Origin of the sequence: Luteimonas lutimaris, assembly GCF_039537065.1 — a bacterium.
Lineage (GTDB): Bacteria > Pseudomonadota > Gammaproteobacteria > Xanthomonadales > Xanthomonadaceae > Luteimonas > Luteimonas lutimaris.
This window is the reverse complement of the sequence record NZ_BAAAZU010000001.1, coordinates 354636-374417: the sequence shown is the minus strand read 5'-3', so window position 1 is coordinate 374417 and position 19782 is coordinate 354636. Positions and strand designations below refer to the sequence as shown.

Genomic DNA, 19782 nt, shown 5'->3' with positions numbered 1-19782 from the left:
AACATCAACTCGATCTCGCTGCAGTATGGGGCCCGCCGACGCGCGCGACGATCAGCTGCTTCGATCTCGATTACAGGTTGCACGACACGATTCGACGAGCTCATCGCGACGCGCTCTGGTTGCTCAGTTCGATCTGCCGCCGGATCCACTGCTCAACGTCGCGCTCAACCCAGCCGACTGCGCGGGTGCCGAGCTTCACCGCGGGAGGAAACGACGCATCACTGATCAACCTGTGGATCTGGGATTTGGACAAGCCAGTCCGCCGGCAAACTTCGACAATCCGAAGCATCGTGGTGTACTGGGATTGCATGGGGTGTCTCCTGGACCCAAACGGTCTTTGGCGCCTACCCGGGTGCGTCCGGATCGGTCTGAGACAAACCTAGGCTTCATGCGCTCCGTTTTGACCTCCAGAATCGCCCGAACTTCTTTTCGTTCTGGACTTGACTTTCTGCGTTCTCCGCTTCAGGCCGGATCCGGCAACGGCGTTCCTGACTGTGCTTTCGCTGACATCTTGACCAAGAGCTATGGTCGCCAGTATCTGTGTTGCAGTTAGCTGATGGCAGCCAATCCAGCCATGAAGGCTGGCGGCAATGTGTCGGATGACATCATTGCGTCCCCAGTTACATGTGTCACTCCACTCTTTAGCCCCGTCGGCAAGTGTCTTGATCGACGGACGCGGATCCAGATAGACGCTTTCCACTCCATCTTCCATCGAGTATTGGAGCGCCGCGAGATCATCGATGACAGCCTGGCGTACAACACCCGCGACACCCGCGCCATCAAGGCGTTTGAGAATGCGCTCTTTCGCAACGTCAAATTGCTTAGGGATGCGCTCATCAACGCATTGCCATGCCCCACGACTCACCTCTGATGCAATGGCCGCTGGATACATCCCAAACATCGCGCCGTTTCCCAAGCGATCAAGCTGCTTGCACAGCCCCATGACGTGCCCCTCTACAGCCGCCGCAATTGCTGCACGATCGGCGTTGCTCCGTTCAAGCCCAGGATCCACGTCTGCCATCACGAATTGCAGCATCACCAGAAGCGACCTCACCGGCCCCCAGGGTCGTCCGCCCTTCTCACGATAAGTAACTTGGGATCCACTCAGAAGATCAGCAAGTATTCCGAGCAGGTCCTTGTCACTGGCAGATCGATCGAACTCCTTTATCCGACCATCTTTGCGAGCCTGCTCTCCAGCTCTTTCAAAAGCGTCGCGCTTCGAATAGAGCAATTCCCAGACTGGATGCATACTGGCGCCATGCCGGACCAGCGTGCAGATCACCTCGTCGTAGCCTGCGAAATACTCAACGTCCTCTGCAAGCTCGGCCTTGACCCACTGCGGGAGTGATCGCCATTCCTTGGGAAGTGCTTTGTTCAAGACGTGCATCTCGGCCCCATAGCTGTGTCCGGACGGATCTCCTTTGCTTTCGGCAACCTGCCTAATGGAGACCCATGGACTACCATGGGATGACTGACCTGCTTCCGGAAGAGGACAATCCACAGATCCTCACCTGATCGACTTGGGGTCACCAAAGCGTTGTGGGGGTACGTGTGGGGGTATCTGAACCAGCTTCCTGACACGAAATCCAATTAAATCAAATGGATATCGCGATCATGAAAATCGCCAGCTGGAACGTTAACTCCCTCAACGTGCGCCTGCCGCACCTGGAACAGTGGCTGCGCGACGCGCAGCCGGACGTGGTCGGGATCCAGGAAACCAAGCTCGCCGACGAAAAATTCCCCGACGCGGTGCTGGCGGGCCTGGGCTACCGCAGCGTGTTTTCCGGGCAGAAGACCTACAACGGCGTGGCGATCCTCGCCCGCGAGCGCGCCCTCGACGCAGTGCAGGCCGGCATCCCCGGCTTCGAGGACGAGCAGAAGCGCGTCATCGCCGCCACGGTCGACGGCGTGCGCATCGTCAACCTGTATGTCGTCAACGGCCAGGACGTGGGCACGGAGAAATACGCCTACAAGCTGCGCTGGCTCGACGCGGTGCACGACTGGCTGGCGGCGGAACTCGCCGCGCATCCGAAGCTGGTGGTGCTGGGCGATTTCAACATCGCGCCCGACGACCGCGACGTGCACGATCCGGCGGTCTGGAACGACACCCACATCCTCACGTCCACCGCCGAGCGCGACGCGCTGCGCCGGCTGCAGGCACTGGGCCTGCACGACGCCTTCCGCCTGCACCACGACGACGCCGGGATCTTCAGCTGGTGGGACTACCGCCAGGCCGCATTCCGCCGCGACCTGGGCCTGCGCATCGACCTGACGCTGGTCTCCGATGCGCTGCGCACGCAGGCCGTCGAGGCCGGTATCGACCGCGAGCCGCGCACCTGGGAGCGGCCGAGCGACCACGCGCCGGCCTGGGTGCGGCTGGGCTGAGCCGCGGTTGCCGTGCCGCTTCCACGTGGGCGGGCACGCATGAAAAAGGCCCGGCGATTGCCGGGCCTTTCGTCGTTTCGGGACGTGTCCCGGAACGCTGGATCAGCGCACGCGTCCGCGGCGGAACAGGTTCACGATCGCCAGCAGGATGATCGCGCCAATCAACGAGGCGACCAGTCCCATGATGCTGAAATCACCGCTGTTGACCGTTCCCGTACCGAGCAGCGGCGCGATCAGCCAGCCGCCCAGGAAAGATCCGACGATGCCGACGACGATGTTCAGGAGCAGCCCCTGCTGCGCATCGGTCTTCATGATCAGGCTCGCAAGCCAGCCGATGATCCCACCCACGATCAACCAGATGATAAAACTCATGCTGTGACTCCTTCAGTTTGGCCAGACATCGGTCTCCTCCCCGCGAGGGGGGCCTGACGAGTCTGTCCGCGGCCGCGTGACGGCCGCGTGCGGATACGCCGCGCCGAAGGTCAGGCGTCGGTGTTGCCGTGCAGCAATCGCAGCAGTGCGGCGCGCGGCAACTTGCCGGTCTCGTTGCGCGGCAGTGCGTCGACGCGGTGCAGGCGGCGCGGCAGGAACACCGGGTCGATGCTGCGTCGCAGTGCGCGCAGGATCGCGGCTTCCTCCAGTCCCGGTGCGACGACCAGTGCGGCGATGCGCTTGACGCCAATGTCGTCGATGTCGTCGAGCTGGAACACCGCGCCGTCCTCGACGCCGGGGATCGCAAGCAGTCGCCGGGTGAGGTCGGCGAGCGAAGCGCGCTTGCCGGCGATCTCGAGCAGGTCGGCCTGGCGGCCGCGCAGTTCGAAGCGGCCGTCGGCGTGCACTTCCACCAGGTCGGCCAGCGCCACCGGCTGCGCCAGGTGCGCGGCGTGGACCAGCGCGCCGTCGGGCTGCGGGACGACGCGCACGCCGGGCATCGGCGTCCACGCGGTTTCGGACGCGGTGCGGCGGCGGGCGATCACGCAGGTCTCGGTGGAACCGAACACTTCCCGCACCTCGCAGCCGAAGCGCGCCTCGGCCGCGGCGGCCAGCGGCTGCGGCAGCGGCGCGGTGGCGGTGACGATGCCGGCCATCGGCGGCAGCGACACGCCGGCTTCCACCAGCGCGCGCAGGTGCACGGGCGTGGTCACCAGCAGCCGCGGCGCCAGCGCCTCGTGCAGGGCGTCGGCCACGTCCTGCGGGAAGAACGGCCGCGCGCCGTGCACGGCGACGTTGCCCAGCAGCGGCATCAGCACCGACATCTCCATGCCGTACATGTGCTGCGGCGGCACGGTCGCCACCGCATGCACGATCTCGTCGTCGGGCCACAGCCCCGCCAGCGCGGCCAGGTTCTGCGCGGTGCTGGTGCGGAAGCTGCGCCAGGTCTTGGCATTGGGTTTCGGCGTGCCGGTGCTGCCGGAGGTGAAGCCGATCGCGACCAGCGCGTCGTCGTCGACCTGCAGGGGCTCGCCGTCGCACTGTGGCAGTTCGTCGGGCATGCGCACGTAGTGCGGCAGCGGCGCGAGCGAGGCGTGTGGACAGCCGCAGTGGTCGCCGTCGCCGAGGCAATAGCTGTCCGGGTGCTGCGCGCGGACCTCGTCGATCGCCGCGCGCGTGCGCGAGGGCGGCAGCAGCGTGGTCTGCCCGCGTAGCGCCACGGCGCAGAAGGCGACCAGGAAGCGGTAGCGGTCCTCGCACAGGTTGACCGCGTGGCTGCCGTCCGGCAGCTGCCGGGCAAGGCCGCGCACGTGGGCGAAGAAAGTGTCCAGCGACACCGCGCCGCGCGCGTCGTACGCGATCGCGCGCGCGCCGTCGCCACGGGCCAGTGGCTGCCGCTTTCCGGATGCCGTTGCGGACGGCGCTGGCTGGGTTTCGATGACTGCCGACATTGCGTTGCGTTGCCGGGCGGCAACCGGCCGCCCCTGTCCTCTATCCGTAAATCCCCGTCGATTAGCTTACGCTGAGCGCGATGGTCGACGCCAAGCCCCGATTCATGTTCAGCCTGTCCGGCGGGCTCGCGATCGGCCCCGTCCGCTGCGCCTGGGGACCCCACCTGCGCGGTACGCCGGCCGAGGCGCTGGCGCGGCCGTGGCTGGCCGAAACGCTCGACCTGCCGGCGCCGGAGCTGCCGCTGCGGCGCGATGCGCACGGGCGGCCGCGGCTGGACGTGGCCGGCGTCGACGCCAGCTGGAGCCACAGCGGCGAGCACCTCCTCGTGGCGCTGGGCCACGACGTGCAGGTCGGCGCCGACCTGGAGCTGCTGCGGCCGCGGCCGCGCGCGCTGGAGCTGGCAGCGCGCTTCTTCGCCCCGGACGAGGCCCGGGCGCTGGCGGCGCTGCCGGCGGACGCGCGGGAGCAGGCGTTCGTGCAGCTGTGGTGCGCGAAGGAGGCGGTGCTCAAGGCCCACGGCCGCGGGCTGGCCTTCGGCCTGCACCGGCTGGCATTCGCGCGGCGCGGCGACGGCTGCTGGGCGCTGGTGGCCTGCGATCCGGCGCTGGGCACGCCGGCGGACTGGACGCTGCACGCGTTCACGCCGATGCCGGGATACCTGGGCAGCCTGGCGTGGCGGCCCGTCCCGCATCCGATGTAGGGGTGGCTTCCGCCGCTCCTACAATGCGCGAATGAACGACGCCTCCGATCCCGCGCTGCGCGCCGAACTCGACGCCGGCCTCGCCGCGCTCGGCCTCGATGCCGCGCTGGCACCGCCGCTGCTGGCCTATCTGGCCCTGCTCGCGCGCTGGAACCGCACCTACAACCTCACCGCCATCCGCGAGCCGCGGGCGATGGTGTCGCTGCACCTGCTCGATTCGCTGGCGATGCAGCCGTTCGCGCGCGGGGTCGGCAGCCTGGCCGACCTCGGCACCGGCGCCGGGCTGCCCGGGATCCCGCTGGCGATCGCGCTGCCGTCGCTGCAGGTGACCCTGGTCGAATCCAACGGCAAGAAGGCCCGCTTCCTGCGCGAGGCGGTGCGCACGCTGGGGCTGGGCAACGCGCGCGTGGCCGAGTCGCGCGCCGAGGCGCTGGACCAGCCGGGCGCGTTCGACGCGATCACCGCGCGGGCGATGGCGACCCTGGCCGACCTGCTCGCCGCCGGCGCGCACCTGCTGCGGCCCGGCGGCCAGCTGCTGGCGATGAAGGGCGCCCGCCCGGACGCGGAAATCGCCGCGCTGCCAGCCGGCTGGCACATGGCCGCGGTGCACCCGCTGGCGGTACCCGGCCTGGACGCCGAACGCCATCTGGTGGTGGTCGAACGCGCGCCCACCTGAACCGGCACCGCGCGCCCCTGGCTGCAAAGGTCCCCCGGGCCAGCGGCAAGGGTGAGGCATAATCACCGGCCCGGCCGCCGGCCCGTCCTGCGTCCGCACCCCATCGCACCGAGGCTCCGGACCCCATGGCCCGCATCATCGCCATCGCCAACCAGAAAGGCGGCGTCGGAAAGACGACCACGGCGGTGAACCTTGCCGCGGCGCTGTCGCGCACGCCCAAGCGCGTGCTGCTGGTCGACCTCGACGCGCAGGGCAACGCGACCATGGGCAGCGGCGTGGACAAGCGCGAGCTGCAGGCCTCGACCTGCGACGTGCTGCTGGAGGAAGTCGACGCCGCCGCCGCGATCGTGCGCACGCCCGAAGGGCTCGACCTGATGCCGGGCAACACCGACCTGACCGCGGCCGAGATCGAGTTGATGGACGAGGACGGGCGCGAGCAGCGGCTCAAGCGCGCGCTCGACCCGCTGCGCGACAAATACGACTACATCATCATCGACTGCCCGCCGGCGCTGTCGCTGCTCACGTTGAACGCGCTGACCGCCGCCGACTCGGTGCTCGTCCCGATGCAGTGCGAGTACTACGCGCTCGAAGGCCTGACCGCGCTGCTGCAGACGATCGACGCGCTCAAGGCGCGGCTCAACCCGGCGCTCGAGATCGAGGGCGTGCTGCGGACCATGTTCGACGTGCGCAACAACCTGGCCAACGCGGTCTCGGCCGAGCTGACCAACCACTTCGGCGACAAGGTCTTCCGCACCATCGTGCCGCGCAACGTGCGCCTGGCCGAGGCGCCCAGCCACGGCCAGAGCATCGTCGGCTACGACCGCGGCAGCCGCGGCTCGGTCGCCTACCTGGGCCTGGCCGGCGAGCTGCTGCGCCGCCAGCGCGAGCGCGAGAAGGCCCGGCGCGGCCAGCAGAAGACACAGGAACCCGCAACGATGGAGAATCCGGCATGAGCGCCAGGGCGCCCGCCAAGAAGCGCGGCCTCGGGCGGGGCCTGGAGGCACTGCTCGGGCCCAAGGCCGCCGCCGAGGCACCGGCCCTGGAAGCCACCCCCGAGGACACCCTGCGCACCCTGCCGGTCGACGCGATTGCGCCCGGCAAGTACCAGCCGCGCAAGCAGTGGGACGAGGACAAGCTCGCCGAGCTGTCGGAGTCGATCAAGGCCCAGGGCGTGATCCAGCCGATCGTGGTGCGCGAACTGCCCGACCGCACCTTCGAGATCATTGCCGGCGAACGCCGCTGGCGCGCCTCGCGCCTGGCCGGCCTGGCCGAGATCCCGGCGGTGGTGCGCCGCGCCGACGACCGCACCGTGGTCGCGATGGCCCTGATCGAGAACATCCAGCGCGAAGACCTCAACCCGCTGGAAGAAGCGCAGGCGCTGCAGCGGCTGATCGAGGAATTCGACCTGACCCACGCGCAGGCGGCGGGCGCCGTCGGCCGCTCGCGCGCCGCGGTCTCCAACCTGCTGCGCCTGCTCGAACTTCCGCCGGCGATCCGCGCCTTGCTCGAAGCGCGGCGGCTGGAGATGGGGCACGCGCGCGCGCTGCTGACGCTGTCGCCGGAGCTGGCCAGCAAGCTGGCCTCGGACGCGGCCGAGCACGGCTGGTCGGTGCGCGAGGTCGAACACCGCGCGCAGCAGTTCGCCGCCGGCAAGGTGCCCGCGACCGGGCGCAAGGCAAGCGCAGGCAAGGCCCGTCCGCAGGCCGACATCGCCGCGCTGGAGACCGAGTTGTCCGAGACCCTGGGCACGCGCGTGAGCGTGGTCCACGGCCGCGGCGGCAAGGGCCGGCTGGTGATCCACTACAGCGACCTGGACACGCTCGACGGCGTGCTTGAACGGCTGCGCACCCGGGCCTGACACCGGCACCACACGCCAGCGCGCACGATCGCAGCATGCACGCCCCCCGCCTCACCGTCGTCGTCCCGGTGTTCAACGAACAGGACAACATCGCGCCGCTGGTCGGCGAGATCGTCGCCGCCCTGCGCGGGCGCGCGGCCGGGGACGGCGGCAACTTCGAAATCGTCTACGTCGACGACCACTCCGGCGACGGCACGCTGCCCGCGCTGCAGCGGCTGAAGGCCGAAGTCCCCGAACTGCGGGTCCTGCGCCACGCCATCCAGAGCGGGCAGAGCACCGCGATCCGCACCGGCGTGCGGGCCGCGCGCGGCGCGTGGATCGCGACCCTCGACGGCGATGGCCAGAACGATCCGGCCGACATCCCGAAGCTGCTCGCCATGCGCGCGCGGTCGCCTGCCGACGTGAAGCTGTTCGCCGGCTGGCGCGTGGACCGCCGCGACTCGGGCAGCAAGCGCTGGGCCAGCAAGTGGGCCAACGCGATCCGCGCGCGGATGCTGCACGACGACACCCCGGACACCGGCTGCGGCACCAAGCTGTTCGAGCGCGCCGCCTTCCTCGACCTGCCGTATTTCGACCACATGCACCGCTACCTGCCGGCGCTGATGCAGCGCGCCGGCTGGAAGACGGTCAGCGTGCCGGTCAACCACCGCCACCGCGCCACCGGCGTGTCGAAGTACAACAACCTGGGCCGCGCGCTGGTCGGCATCAGCGACCTGCGAGGGGTGGCGTGGCTGATCCGCCGCGGCAAGGTCACCGCGGTCGAAGAAGTCGATTGACCCGACCGGATTCCCGCCCGACCAGACTCCCACTCGACCAGATTCCCGCCCGACCAAACTCCCGCCGGACCCGATTCCCGCCCGACCCGATTCCCTGTCATCCCCTTCCACTTCACTGTCCTCCCGAGCGCAGCGAGGGATCTGGTTTTGCCCGCCCAGCAGATCCCTCGCTGCGCTCGGGATGACAATCCACAGGATGACAATCCAGACACCACAGAGCCCCGCCGATGATTCCCGCCACCGACTTCATGAACGCCCCGATCGAATGGCTGGCCTGGACCGGCCTGCACATGTCGCCGTGGAAGCTGATCGGCCTGACCGGCGCGCTGATGTTCGGCGGGCGCTGGGTGGTGCAGTTCATCGCCAGCCGCCGCCACCGCAAGCCGGTGATCCCGCGCCTGTTCTGGTACATGAGCCTGCTCGGCAGCGTGATGACGCTGAGCTACTTCGTGTTCTCGCAGAAGCAGGACGCGGTGGGCGTCGTGCAGAACCTGTTCCCGGCCTTCACCGCCGCCTACAGCCTGTACCTGGACATCCGCCACCGCGGCTGGCGCCGCGACCGCGCCACGCACTGAACCGGGACTTCCGCCACCCGTGGCGCGCGCCGGCAGCGGGTAGCATGGGGCGGATTCCATCGGCAAACGGGAACACCGCCTTGAACCGCATCCGACTCCACGGCGCGCTCGCGCTTGCGCTCGCCCTGACCGCCTCCCTGCCGCTGGCCGCGCTCGCGGCGGACACGCCCGCGGCGGGCACGCCCGCGCCGGCCGCCGACGCGACGCAGGCCGCGGACGCCGCCTTCCGCGCGATCTACGAGAAGGAATGGGCCTGGCGCGAGAGCGAGTTCGGCATGGCCGGCGACGAGGACGATGCGGGTGGCGACGACCTGCCGCGCCTGCCCGACGTCGGGCCCGATGCACAGCAGCGCCGGCTGGCGGTGTGGGACGACGTGCTGGCGCAGCTCGACGGCATCGACCCGGCCGCGCTCTCGCCCGCCGAGCAGGTCAACTACGCCGTGTACCGGCCGCAGGTGGAGAACCTGGCCGCGTCGGCGCGCTTCCGCGACTACGAGATGCCGTTCAACGCCGACAGCTCGTTCTGGTCGAACCTGGCCTTCATGGCGCGCCAGCCGATGCGCGACGCGCGTGCCTACCGCAACTACATCGGCCGCCTTGCGGACGTGCCGCGTTACTTCGACCAGCAGATCGACAACATGCGCGCCGGCCTTGCGCGCGGCTTCAGCGTGCCGAAGGCGGTGCTGGCCGGGCGCGAGGTCTCCATCGCCAACGTCGCCGAGCTCGACGATCCGGAAAAGTCCGCGTTCTGGAAGCCGTTCGAGAAGATGCCCGCGTCGATCCCCGCGGCGGAGCAGGAACAGCTGCGCGCCGAGGCCCGCGAGGCCATCAGCGGCAAGCTGGTCCCGGCGTACGGCAAGCTGCTGGCGTTCTTCCTCGACGAATACGTGCCCAACGCGCGCGACACACTTGCCGCCGAAGCCATGCCCGACGGCGAGGCCTGGTACCGGCAGCAGATCCGCGAATACACCACCCTGGACATGACCCCCGACGAGATCCACGCCATCGGCCTGCGCGAGGTGGACCGGATCCAGGCGGAAATGGACGCGATCATCCGCAAGGTCGGCTTCAAGGGCGACTTTGCGGCCTTCCTGCACTTCCTGCGCACCGATCCGCAGTTCTACGCGAAAACCCCGGAAGAACTGCTGCGCCGCGCCGCCTGGATCAGCAAGCGCGTGGACGGCGAGGTCGGCAAGATCATCGGCACCCTGCCGCGCGGGCGCTTCACCATCGTGCCGGTGCCCGACGACATCGCCCCGTTCTGGACCGCCGGCCGCGGCGGCGCCAGCACCTACTGGGTCAACACCTACGACCTGCCCTCGCGTCCGCTGTACAACCTGCCGGCGCTGACCCTGCACGAGTCGTCCCCCGGCCATTCGCTACAGGGTTCGCTGGCGATGGAGCAGGACGCGCAGCCGGCCTTCCGCCGCGAGAACTACATCTCCGCCTACGGCGAGGGCTGGGGCCTGTACAGCGAGGACCTGGGCGTGGAGATGGGCATCTACGAAACCCCGTACGAGGACTTCGGCCGCCTGACCTACGCCATGTGGCGCGCCTGCCGGCTGGTGATCGACACCGGCGTGCACCACATGGGCTGGACCCGCGACCAGGCCCTGGCCTACCTGCGCGACCGCACCGCGCTGTCCGAGCACGAGGTCACCACCGAGGTCGACCGCTACATCTCCTGGCCGGCGCAGGCGCTGAGCTACAAGCTGGGCGAGTTGGCGATCGTGAAGCTGCGCAAGGAAGCCGAGCAGGCGCTGGGGCCGCGCTTCGACGTGCGCAAGTTCCACGACGCCGTGCTGGCGCAGGGCTCGGTGCCGCTGCCGGTGCTGGAGCAGCAGGTCCGCGCCTACATCGCCGAAGCCGGGTCGGCATCCGGCGAACCCGTGGACGCGCCGGCCGCAGGCGGCTGAACGCCCCCCGGGGCCCCTGTCCCGGCACCGGCCCCGTCCGGGGATTGCCAGGCCTGGCCCGGGACCGGGCGGGGGAGACTGCCCGGGCCGGGACGCCGGTCTTGCCCCGGAGCCGGGCCGGGCGGCATAATGCGCGGCTCACTGCGTCCGGTCGGCCCTTCCAGGCCTGCGACCGGGCGGGTCCGGAAGCGCGATTCCGGCCCGCCGCCGGCAGTGCGGATTCAACCCGTTTTGCGTGGCGCCATCCCGTCGGGATGCGTCGGGGCCGCCGTCTCCCAGGCCATGGGCGACAACAACTTACCTTCGAGGTGCGTCATGTCCCGGACCTGTCAGGTCACCGGCAAGCGCGTGATGAGCGGCAACAACGTCTCGCACGCCAACAACAAAACCCGTCGCCGTTTCCTCCCCAACCTGCACGAGCGCCGCTTCTGGGTGGCCAGTGAGAACCGTTGGGTGAAGCTGCGCGTTTCCACCGCTGCCATGCGCACCATCGACAAGAACGGCATCGACGTCGTCCTCGCCGAGCTGCGCGCCCGCGGCGAAAAGGTCTGAGGAGGACACCATGGCTACCAAGCGCGACAAGATCCGTCTGATCTCCTCGGCCAACACCGGCCACTTCTACACCACCGACAAGAACAAGAAGAACACCCCCGGCAAGATGGAGATCAAGAAGTACGATCCCGTCGTCCGCAAGCACGTGATCTACAAGGAAGGCAAGATCAAGTGACGATGTGCCAGCCAACGCGAAAGCGTTGGCGCCGGCAAATCGTCATCCCCGCGCAGGCGGGGATCCAGTGACTTGAGCTGCAAGGGAAGCCCGCCGATTGGCGGGTTTCTTTTTGTCCGATCCAAACGCCGGATCCTCACCCGGCGCCGCGCGCCTCCCGCTCCCGCTTCGCAGGAGAGGGGCCATAGTGGCGGCGCCCGTACCGTCTCCTGCAGGAGCGGCTTCAGCCGCGAGCTTTTGATGCTGGACCGAACTGGCTGCCGAAGAAAAGCTCGCGGCTGAAGCCGCTCCTGCAAGATCAACTGCAATCCACGCCCCGGCCTGCCGGCTACACTCGTCCTGTCGCCGTCGAGGGCACCGCATGCTGCCTGGCTGGATCCTGTTGCTGGTTTCCGTGGCCTACGCCGCGCTGCTGTTCGTGGTGGCGTGGTGGGGCGACCGCCATCCGCAGTATTCGCAGGGGCGCAGCTGGCTGCGGCCGCTGGTCTACAGCCTGTCACTGGCGGTGTACTGCTCGTCGTGGACGTTCTACGGCGCGGTCGGCACCGCGGCGCGCACCGGCATCGGCTACTTCCCGATCTACCTCGGCCCGCTGCTGATGCTGCTGTTCGGCTGGCGCATCCTCGAACGGCTGGCGTTGATCGCGCAGTCGCAGGGCACGGTGTCGATCGCCGACTTCATCGCCGCGCGCTACGGGCGCTCGCAGCGGCTGGCGGCGATGGTGTCGGTGATCGCGCTGATCGCGGCGGTGCCGTACCTGGCGCTGCAGTACAAGGCGGTCGCGGTGAGCCTGGGCGTGCTCGGCGGGCGCGCGGTGTCGCATTCGGCGCTCGGCGACCCGGCGCTGTACGTGGCCGGGCTGATGGCGCTGTTCGCGATCCTCTACGGCACCCGCCAGGTCGACGCCAGCGAGCACCGGCCGGGCATGATGCTGGCGATCGCGCTCGAATCGATGGTCAAGCTGGTGGCGCTGGTCGCCGTCGGCATCTTCGCGATCGGCTGGTTCTCCAGCCGCGACCTGCACCTGGTGGAAGCCACCCGCACGCTGCTGGTCGAGCAGCGGCCGGTCGGTTTCATCGGTCAGACCCTGCTCGCCTTCGCCGCCATCATCTGCCTGCCGCGGCAGTTCCACGTCGCCGTGGTCGAGTGCGTGGACGTGGCCGATATCCGCCGCGCGCGCTGGATGTTCGGCACGTACCTGGCGCTGATCTCGCTGATGGTGCTGCCGATCGCCAGCGCCGGCGTGGCGCTGTTCAACGCAGACCCCGGCATCGCGCCGGACAGCATCGTGCTCGCGCTGCCGCTGGCCGAGGGCCGCGACTGGCTGGCGCTGGCGGCCTACGTCGGCGGCTTCTCGGCCGCCACCGGCATGGTGATCGTGGCCAGCGTGGCGCTGGCGACGATGGTCAGCAACGACCTGGTGATGCCGCCGCTGCTGCGCCGCGGCTGGGCCCAGCGCCACGGCGGCAACGTCGCCTCCACGGTGCTGTGGATCCGCCGCATCGCGATCCTGTGCTTCGCGACGATGGCCTACGGCTACTACCGCGTCAGCGGCAGCGATACCACGCTGGCGTCGTACGGGCTGATGTCGTTCGCGGCGGTGGCGCAGTTCGCGCCGGCGCTGATCGGCGGACTGTACTGGCGCGGTGCCAGCCGCCAGGGCGTGGAGGCCGGCCTGCTGCTCGGCTTCGGCGCATGGCTGTACACGCTGCTGCTGCCGGCGCTGACCGATGCCGGCTGGTTCGATCGCGGCTGGGTCGACCACGGCCTGTTCGACATCGGCTGGCTGCGGCCGCGGCAGCTGTTCGGGCTGGTCGGCTGGGATCCGCTGACCCACGGCACGTTCTGGTCGCTGCTGCTCAACATCGGCGCGCTGTTCCTGGTGTCGGCGCGCTGGCGGCCCGGCTTCGACGAGCGCCTGCGCAACGCGCCGTTCCTCGATCCGTATGCCGCGCGCCCGGCGCTGGTGCCCGGCGCCTCGCACAGCGGCGTGCAGGTCGCCGACCTGCTGGCGCTGGCCGGGCGCATCGTCGGCGAGCGGCCGGCGCGGCGCGCCTTCGCCGAGCAGGCCGAGGCGCGCGGCGACGCACTCGCCCCGCACGCGGCCGCCGACCGCCACTGGGTGCAGTTCACCGAGCGCATGCTGGCCGCGGCGATCGGCTCGTCGAGCGCGCGCCTGGTGCTCACCCGCGCGCTCAAGGGGTCGGGCATGGACGTGGCCGAGGTGGTCGCGGTGCTCGACGAGGCCGGGCAGGAAATGCGCTTCAACCGCGAGATCCTGTCGAGCACGCTGGAAAACCTCGGCCAGGGCGTGAGCGTGGTCGATCGCGACATGCGCCTGGTGTCGTGGAACCGGCGCTACCAGGAGATGTTCGAGTATCCCGACGGCATGCTCTACGTCGGCCGCCCGGTTGCCGACCTGATCCGCTACAACGCCGAGCGCGGCGAACTGGGCAGCAACGAGGTCGCCGACGACGACGTGCAGGCGCAGATCGACAAGCGCATCGGCTACATGCGCGCCGGCTCTCCGCACGTGTTCGAGCGCGTGCGCGCGTCCGGGCAGGTGGTCGAGATGCGCGGCCAGCCGCTGCCCGGCGGCGGCTACGTCACCAGCTACAGCGACGTCACCGACTACAAGCGCGCCGAGACCGCGCTGCGCGAGATCAACGAGACGCTGGAGCAACGCGTGGCCGCGCGCACCCGCGAGGCCACCGACGCGCAGCAGTCGCGCACGCGCTTCCTGGCCGCGCTCAGCCACGACGTGCTGCAGCCGCTCAACGCCGCGCGCCTGTTTACGTCGGCCCTGCGCGAGGCCAGCGAACCGGCCGAGCAGCGGCACCTGGCCGAACGCGTCGACACCTCGCTGCGCGCGGCCGAGGAATTGCTCGACGGCCTGCTCGACGTCTCGCGCCTGGACGCCGGCGCGCTGCAGCCGGAGATCGAGGATTTCGACGCCGGCGACCTGCTGCGCCAGCTCGCCGCGCAGTACGCGCCGATGGCCGCCGCGCGCGGCATCGACCTGCGCCTGCACCTGCGTTCGCTGCCGGTGCGCAGCGACCGCCGCCTGCTGCGCCGGGTACTGCAGAACTTCCTCGCCAATGCGCTGCGCTACACCCGCGAGGGCCGCATCGTGCTGGCCACGCGCCCGCGCGGCGACCGGGTCGAACTGCAGGTCTGGGACACCGGCCCGGGCATCCCCGACCACCACCTGGGCCAGATCTTCGAGGAGTTCATGCGCTACGAGCAGCCCACCAACTGGGGCGAGCAGGGCCTGGGCCTGGGCCTGTCGATCTGCCAGCGCATCTCGCACATCCTCGACCAGCCGATGCGCGTGCGCTCCACGCCGGGACGCGGCAGCATGTTCTCGATCTTCGTCCCGTGCGCGAATGGCCCCGTCGCCGCGCTGCCGATGCCGCGCAGCGGCCTGCCCGACTCGCTGACCGGCATGCGCGTGCTGTGCGTGGACAACGACTCCGACATCCTCGCCGGCATGGCGGCGCTACTCGGCCGCTGGGAAGTGGAGGTCTTGCGGGCGGCCACCGTCGACGAGGCGCTGGCGAAGATGGCCGGCGAGCCCGACGTGCTGCTGGTCGACTACCACCTGCACGACCGCCTCGACGGCCTCGACACCCTCGACGCCCTGCGCGCGGGCAACCCGCAGCTGCCCGGCGCCCTGCTCACCGCCGACGGCAGCGACGCCCTGAAACAGGCCGCCCGCGCACGCGGCTACCGGGTGCTGACCAAGCCGATCAAGCCGGCATCGCTGCGGGCGTTCCTGGCCGCGCAGCGCGGTCCGGCGCCGGGTTGAACCACCAGCGGAGCCCGACGCACCGGTTGGCGGGTCCGGTGCCGTGCACGAATTCGCAGGCCACCCGCGCGCGACGCATCGCGCACCCCGAAGGCCCTTTGCAGGCCGTCGTCTGCGATCATCCTTGCGACGCGATTCGCGGCCCCATCGCGCGTCGCGCATGGCAGCTGCATGCGATGCGCCATCACCCTCTTCTTCCCCGCACGACCGCACCGACGGCCGAGGAGATCCGCTTGTCCCCACACCACTTCGCCACGACCCTGGGCCTTGCCTTGCTGGCAGCGACGGCGCCGGCCCTCGCGCAATCCCCGTCCGCGCCGTCCCGCCCGTCGCTGGACGCCCTGCAGCACGCCATTCTCGACCGCGCACCCGAGACGCGCGTCGAAGCGGTCGATCATGAGCGCATCACCGCCCGGCGCATTGACATCATCGACGACGACGGCACCATCCGCATGACGCTGGCCGCCGACACGCCACCGCCGATCATCGACGGCATCCAGTACAAGCGCGTGTTCGGCGTGTCCGGCCTGATCCTCTACGACGCCGAAGGCAGCGAGCGCGGCGGCTTCGGCGTCGCCGACACCGAAGGCGGCACTGCCGCCGTGCTTGCGCTCGACCATCCGGCCATGGACGCGATCGGCTGGCGGGTGATGCCCGACGGCGCGGTGGCCTTCTCGATCAACCAGGCGCCGCCGCTGCTGCGCGAACCGGCGCTGGACAACCGGCTCGTGCCCGGCGTCGACACCCCCACACGCATCCGCCTGAGCGTCGCCGCCGACGGTACGCCCGCCGTCGCACTGGCCGATGCGGACGATCAGGCACGCGTGCGCATGACCGTGACGCCGGAGGGCTACGGCGCGATCGAATTCCTCGATGTCAAGGGCAAGGTGATCCACACGCTGGCGCCAGAGCGCGACATGCGCCGGTAGGCGGAGGCACGCCTGCGCGGCGCGGCACCCGATCATTGCAAGCGCAAGTGGCGATCACCGCGCGTCCATGATCGCTTCGCGCAGGTTTGGCATGATGGCCACTACTCCCATCACGTCTTCATGCCTCCGCATGTTCGCCAGGCCGCCCGACACGGAAGTCATCGCGTGCACCGCATACGCCTGCACGCCGGGGGGCGCCGCTTGAATCCGCCGCCGTCCGGTTCGCTGAAGGCGCGGGTCCTGTCCGACGCCCGTGACGCGCTGGCCGGCAACGGCTACGTCAAGCTCCTGCGCCACCGCTGGGGCCGGGTGCTGGCGGCGGCGCTGGCGGTCGCTGCGGCGGCCACGGGATTGGCCGGGGGCTTCGACCGGGTCGAGAAGCCGACCGGCATCGCCGCGCTCGAACCGCAGCCGGCCGGCGCGGCCGTCGACGCGGGCCTGTACGACGTCACCGTGCACTCGGCATGGCGCTCGCACCGGCCATCGCAGAAGCTCGACTACGTCGACCCCGACTCCGACATGCTGTACGTCGCCGCCACGGTCACCTGGCTCGACCGCAGGAGCATGCCGCCGGCCGGCAAGTTGGGCCAGGACCTGGTATGGCTAGCCGGCGAAGCCGGGGCGCCGGGCGATCCGCGGATGGCGACCAGTGTCGAACGCGTCGGCGGCGCGCAGCTAACGCTGCAGCCGGGCATGCCGACGCAGGCCGTGCTGAGCTGGCGGCTGTCGCCACGGGACCCACCCGTCCCCGCGCTGCTGCGCGTCGCGGTGATGGGCTATACCTTCAGCCCCAGCACCTGGCTGACGCAGAAGGAAGGCTGGGTGCGTGCTGCACCTGCCGGGCTGTGGGAGATTGCGGTCGAAGACCGGCGACCGGGCGAACTCACCGCAGTGGAGGCGGGCCGGTGAGCGCGGCCGTGGCCGATGCGTCGCGATCGCGCTGGCGCCGCGTTGCCGCCAACACCATGGTCCTGCTGCTGGCGGCCAGCACCGTCTTCTGGCTGCGCCGGCACGAACCGGACTACGTCGAGCGCTTCGCGCCGATCGTGGTGCGCGGCGCGCCCGGCGAGGTTGCGCAGGCGCGGGGATTCAACGTGCAGATTCCCGCGGACGAAACGCTGGAAACCGGCAGGATGCTGGCCACGCCCGGCATCACCGGCAGCGCGCCGCTCGAGAAGTTGCCCAGCAGCGGACTGTGGCTGTCGGTGCCGGTGCGCGTGGAGGTCACCCTGGACCCGGGCCGGGTCACGGCCTTCCTGCGCGACCGCGACGGCCGCGAATACGCGGCGATCGCGAAATCCCCGGTCGAGCCTGGGCATCCCTTCGACCACGGCGGCGAAAGCGGGCGGATGTTCGAATCCAACGTCGCCGGGCAGTCGCTGGCGCCGGGATTCCCTGCAACCGGCCGGCTGTACTTCGAAGTGCCCGCCGACCGGCTCGAAGGCCTGCGCGCGCGATTCCATCTCGGCGCGGTGATGATGCCCAACGACAACGTGGTCGACATCGACCTGGGCATCGACCGTCGTCGCGCTGACGCGCTGCGCGGCGAAGCAGCAGCGGAGTTGCGCACGTTCGTGGTGCACGGGGGCGTGCTGTGAGCGCGGCCGGCTGGTGGCGCCGGCAGGGGCCATGGCTGCTGGGCGCGGCCGTGCTGGCCGCGGGCGCGGTGGTCGGGCCACATTTCGACCGCCACCGCGAGTTCCGCATCCACCGGGCAGATGCCGCCCGCACGGTGCCGGCCGGCGCCTGGGGCCGCTACGCCGGCGCCGGCTGGCGCCTGCGCGGCATCACCGTGCAGGACCGGGCCATGCTGCCCCGCGACCTGCGGTTGCCGGACAACGCGCGCGTGCTACTGGCCGAACTGGAGATCCGCCCCGACCAGACCGCCACCGGCGAAAGCAACACCTCCCGCTGCTCGCTGCTGCTGCGCGACGACCGCGGCCGGGGTTGGCGGTTTGCGCCCGAAACCCTGGTGACGTACAGCCGTCGTGCCGGTTTCGCGCTGGACTGCACACGCCCGCACGATCGCCCCATCGGCCAACCGTACGTGGTCCGCCTGCCCTTCCTGCTGCCCGACGACGTACCGCCTTCGGACCTGCGGCTGGAGCTGCAGCTGTTCCCGCTGCCCCCGGAAGCTACCGAACCACCCGGCGCCTATCTCGACATGGCGCTGCCCGGCGGCCGCTGAGTGCTGCGCAGGCGCGCGATCGCGCAGTCGAACGTCGCCGCCAGCAGCACGGTCCGCAGCACCTGCACCAGCAGCGTGGGCTGCACCGAGGTCGGATCGCCGACAAGCATCCCCGCAGGCGTCGCCACCGCCCGCCAGGTGTCGTGGTCCATCGGGCCGATCAGACTCACCACCGCCCGCCAGCCCCACGCATCGACGAACACCAGCAGCTCCCAGCCCACGCACAGCGTGACCAGGGCCGGCAGCCCGGCCTGCAGTACCAGGCGGATGCTGTTGACCACAGGTACGCCCTTGCTGACCCAGCCGCCGCTGACCTTGCGCACGAAGCGCTGCACCAGCACGTTGCTGCGCTGGTAGCGGGTGGCGAGCGTGCCCAGGCGCTCGTCCGCGGCGTCGATCCGCTGCCGGCGCCGCAGGTCCAGGCCGTAGATGATCGCGGTGATGGCCAGCCACACCAGCGCCGGCAGCGCCGCACCCGACACCGTGCGCACGAACGCCATCAGCGGCAGCGCGAGTTGCTTGGCACCTCCCAGCGACACCTGTGACACGGCGGGATCTTCCCACCATGCCGCCACCGCCACCCAGACGCGGGTTTCGCGCCAAGCCTGCTTGACGTCGCCCATGACCGACGCGATCGCGGTGACGCCGATGAACACCCAGTACGCCTCGCACAGCGTCGCCAGCAGCACCCAGCCCAGACGGTTCGTTGCCGTCGCGCGCAGCCTGGCGAAGTGGCGCACCATCGCCGACACCAGCAACGCGATCCACAAACCCGGCAGGCCCATTACGTTGCGCCAGTTCACGTAGTCGGGCGCCGCCTCGCCCGTGCCCACCGACTGCAGCGCTTGCTCGAGCGCGGCAGCCAGATCGTGCTCGAAGAACGCGGCACCGAAGTCGCGCTTGACGTTCTCCAGCAGTCCCCAGGTGACATAGAAGGCGAAGAACGGCAGCAGTGCCGCCCCCAGCGAAAGGCTCCAAGGCTGCATCGGCGGCAGCCAGTCGCCCGCCCGCGCGCTCGATACCGCCGGCAGCGATGGCTTGACCGCGATGAACAGCATCGTCGTGGTGACCAGCTGCACCAGCACCAGCAGCGCGATGCCCGCATAGCCCAGCAGCGGCGACTGCAGCGCCAGCGCGACCGACAGCTTCATCCCGAGGTAGTACGACACGCGCTGGGCGAAGAACCAGAACAGCAACTGCGGCCAGTGATTGCACAGCAGGCGCGCGGCGAGCCGTGGGATCTGCGCCCACGCTTGCCCGTCCGGAAGCGACGAAGCGGATTCCGCGGCAGCGCTGTTCAAGACACGATCCTCGTGGACGACGATCGCCGTGGTATCGCACAAGGGCGATTTTCGCTCAA

At 70.0% G+C, this 19782-nt stretch carries 20 protein-coding genes; 15 read left to right on the top strand and 5 right to left on the bottom strand.

What is annotated here, in order from left to right:
• Positions 1–100 precede the first annotated feature (100 nt).
• Complete coding sequence (locus ABD679_RS01715) at positions 101–310, bottom strand: helix-turn-helix transcriptional regulator (RefSeq protein ID WP_344758194.1); 210 nt, start codon at positions 308–310, stop codon at positions 101–103.
• 69 nt (positions 311–379) lie between these two features.
• Positions 380–1378 carry a hypothetical protein gene (locus ABD679_RS01710; RefSeq protein ID WP_344758193.1) on the bottom strand — a complete coding sequence of 333 codons (999 nt, stop codon included), beginning with the start codon at positions 1376–1378 and terminating at the stop codon, positions 380–382.
• 236 nt (positions 1379–1614) lie between these two features.
• Between ABD679_RS01710 and xth the strand changes: the two genes are divergently transcribed.
• Positions 1615–2385: an exodeoxyribonuclease III gene (gene xth / locus ABD679_RS01705; protein WP_344758191.1), complete on the top strand. Its 771-nt coding sequence runs from the start codon at positions 1615–1617 to the stop codon at positions 2383–2385.
• Between the two features lie 102 nt (positions 2386–2487).
• On the opposite strand, the gene ABD679_RS01700 is transcribed toward xth, so the two are convergent.
• Positions 2488–2757, bottom strand: a complete 270-nt coding sequence (locus ABD679_RS01700) for a GlsB/YeaQ/YmgE family stress response membrane protein (protein ID WP_344758190.1) — start codon at positions 2755–2757, stop codon at positions 2488–2490.
• A gap of 110 nt (positions 2758–2867) precedes the next feature.
• Entirely contained in the window at positions 2868–4256 is a 1389-nt protein-coding gene (locus tag ABD679_RS01695) for an AMP-binding protein (protein WP_425561828.1), read from the bottom strand.
• A gap of 116 nt (positions 4257–4372) precedes the next feature.
• Here ABD679_RS01695 and ABD679_RS01690 point away from each other — a divergent pair, with 116 nt between their 5' ends.
• The 14 genes from ABD679_RS01690 (at position 4373) to ABD679_RS01625 (ending at position 18422) form a co-directional block, all read left to right on the top strand.
• Positions 4373–4969: a 4'-phosphopantetheinyl transferase family protein gene (locus ABD679_RS01690; protein ID WP_344758188.1), complete on the top strand. Its 597-nt coding sequence runs from the start codon at positions 4373–4375 to the stop codon at positions 4967–4969.
• Positions 4970–5000: 31 nt separating this feature from the next.
• Complete coding sequence (gene rsmG / locus ABD679_RS01685; RefSeq protein WP_344758187.1) at positions 5001–5645, top strand: 16S rRNA (guanine(527)-N(7))-methyltransferase RsmG; 645 nt, start codon at positions 5001–5003, stop codon at positions 5643–5645.
• 125 nt (positions 5646–5770) lie between these two features.
• Positions 5771–6598 (top strand): ParA family protein, encoded by an 828-nt coding sequence (locus tag ABD679_RS01680; protein ID WP_344758186.1) that lies wholly within the window; start codon positions 5771–5773, stop codon positions 6596–6598.
• On the top strand, positions 6595–7503 hold the full coding sequence (locus ABD679_RS01675; protein ID WP_344758185.1) for a ParB/RepB/Spo0J family partition protein: 909 nt from the start codon (positions 6595–6597) through the stop codon (positions 7501–7503). The genes ABD679_RS01680 and ABD679_RS01675 overlap by 4 nt, the downstream gene beginning before the upstream one ends.
• A gap of 35 nt (positions 7504–7538) precedes the next feature.
• Positions 7539–8279, top strand: a complete 741-nt coding sequence (locus ABD679_RS01670; protein WP_344758184.1) for a glycosyltransferase family 2 protein — start codon at positions 7539–7541, stop codon at positions 8277–8279.
• Between the two features lie 227 nt (positions 8280–8506).
• The gene (locus ABD679_RS01665) at positions 8507–8854 is read left to right on the top strand and encodes a lipid-A-disaccharide synthase N-terminal domain-containing protein (RefSeq protein ID WP_344758183.1); all 348 of its coding nucleotides are present in this window, start codon (positions 8507–8509) and stop codon (positions 8852–8854) included.
• A gap of 89 nt (positions 8855–8943) precedes the next feature.
• The gene (locus ABD679_RS01660) at positions 8944–10770 is read left to right on the top strand and encodes a DUF885 domain-containing protein (protein ID WP_425561827.1); all 1827 of its coding nucleotides are present in this window, start codon (positions 8944–8946) and stop codon (positions 10768–10770) included.
• A 315-nt stretch (positions 10771–11085) separates the two neighbouring features.
• A complete protein-coding gene (gene rpmB / locus ABD679_RS01655) occupies positions 11086–11322 on the top strand; it encodes a 50S ribosomal protein L28 (RefSeq protein ID WP_344758182.1) in 237 nt (78 codons plus the stop codon).
• 10 nt (positions 11323–11332) lie between these two features.
• Complete coding sequence (gene rpmG, locus ABD679_RS01650; protein WP_057659899.1) at positions 11333–11497, top strand: 50S ribosomal protein L33; 165 nt, start codon at positions 11333–11335, stop codon at positions 11495–11497.
• A gap of 361 nt (positions 11498–11858) precedes the next feature.
• The gene (locus ABD679_RS01645) at positions 11859–15305 is read left to right on the top strand and encodes a hybrid sensor histidine kinase/response regulator (RefSeq protein WP_344758181.1); all 3447 of its coding nucleotides are present in this window, start codon (positions 11859–11861) and stop codon (positions 15303–15305) included.
• Between the two features lie 233 nt (positions 15306–15538).
• The gene (locus tag ABD679_RS01640; RefSeq protein ID WP_344758180.1) at positions 15539–16234 is read left to right on the top strand and encodes a hypothetical protein; all 696 of its coding nucleotides are present in this window, start codon (positions 15539–15541) and stop codon (positions 16232–16234) included.
• A gap of 201 nt (positions 16235–16435) precedes the next feature.
• On the top strand, positions 16436–17143 hold the full coding sequence (locus ABD679_RS01635; RefSeq protein WP_344758179.1) for a hypothetical protein: 708 nt from the start codon (positions 16436–16438) through the stop codon (positions 17141–17143).
• Entirely contained in the window at positions 17140–17832 is a 693-nt protein-coding gene (locus ABD679_RS01630) for a hypothetical protein (protein ID WP_344758177.1), read from the top strand. Before ABD679_RS01635 ends, ABD679_RS01630 begins: the two co-directional genes overlap by 4 nt.
• Complete coding sequence (locus ABD679_RS01625) at positions 17829–18422, top strand: hypothetical protein (protein ID WP_344758176.1); 594 nt, start codon at positions 17829–17831, stop codon at positions 18420–18422. The genes ABD679_RS01630 and ABD679_RS01625 overlap by 4 nt, the downstream gene beginning before the upstream one ends.
• Here ABD679_RS01625 and ABD679_RS01620 read toward each other — a convergent pair.
• Positions 18389–19723: a hypothetical protein gene (locus ABD679_RS01620; protein ID WP_344758175.1), complete on the bottom strand. Its 1335-nt coding sequence runs from the start codon at positions 19721–19723 to the stop codon at positions 18389–18391. The two genes, ABD679_RS01625 and ABD679_RS01620, sit on opposite strands and share 34 nt — an antisense overlap.
• Positions 19724–19782: the final 59 nt, after the last annotated feature.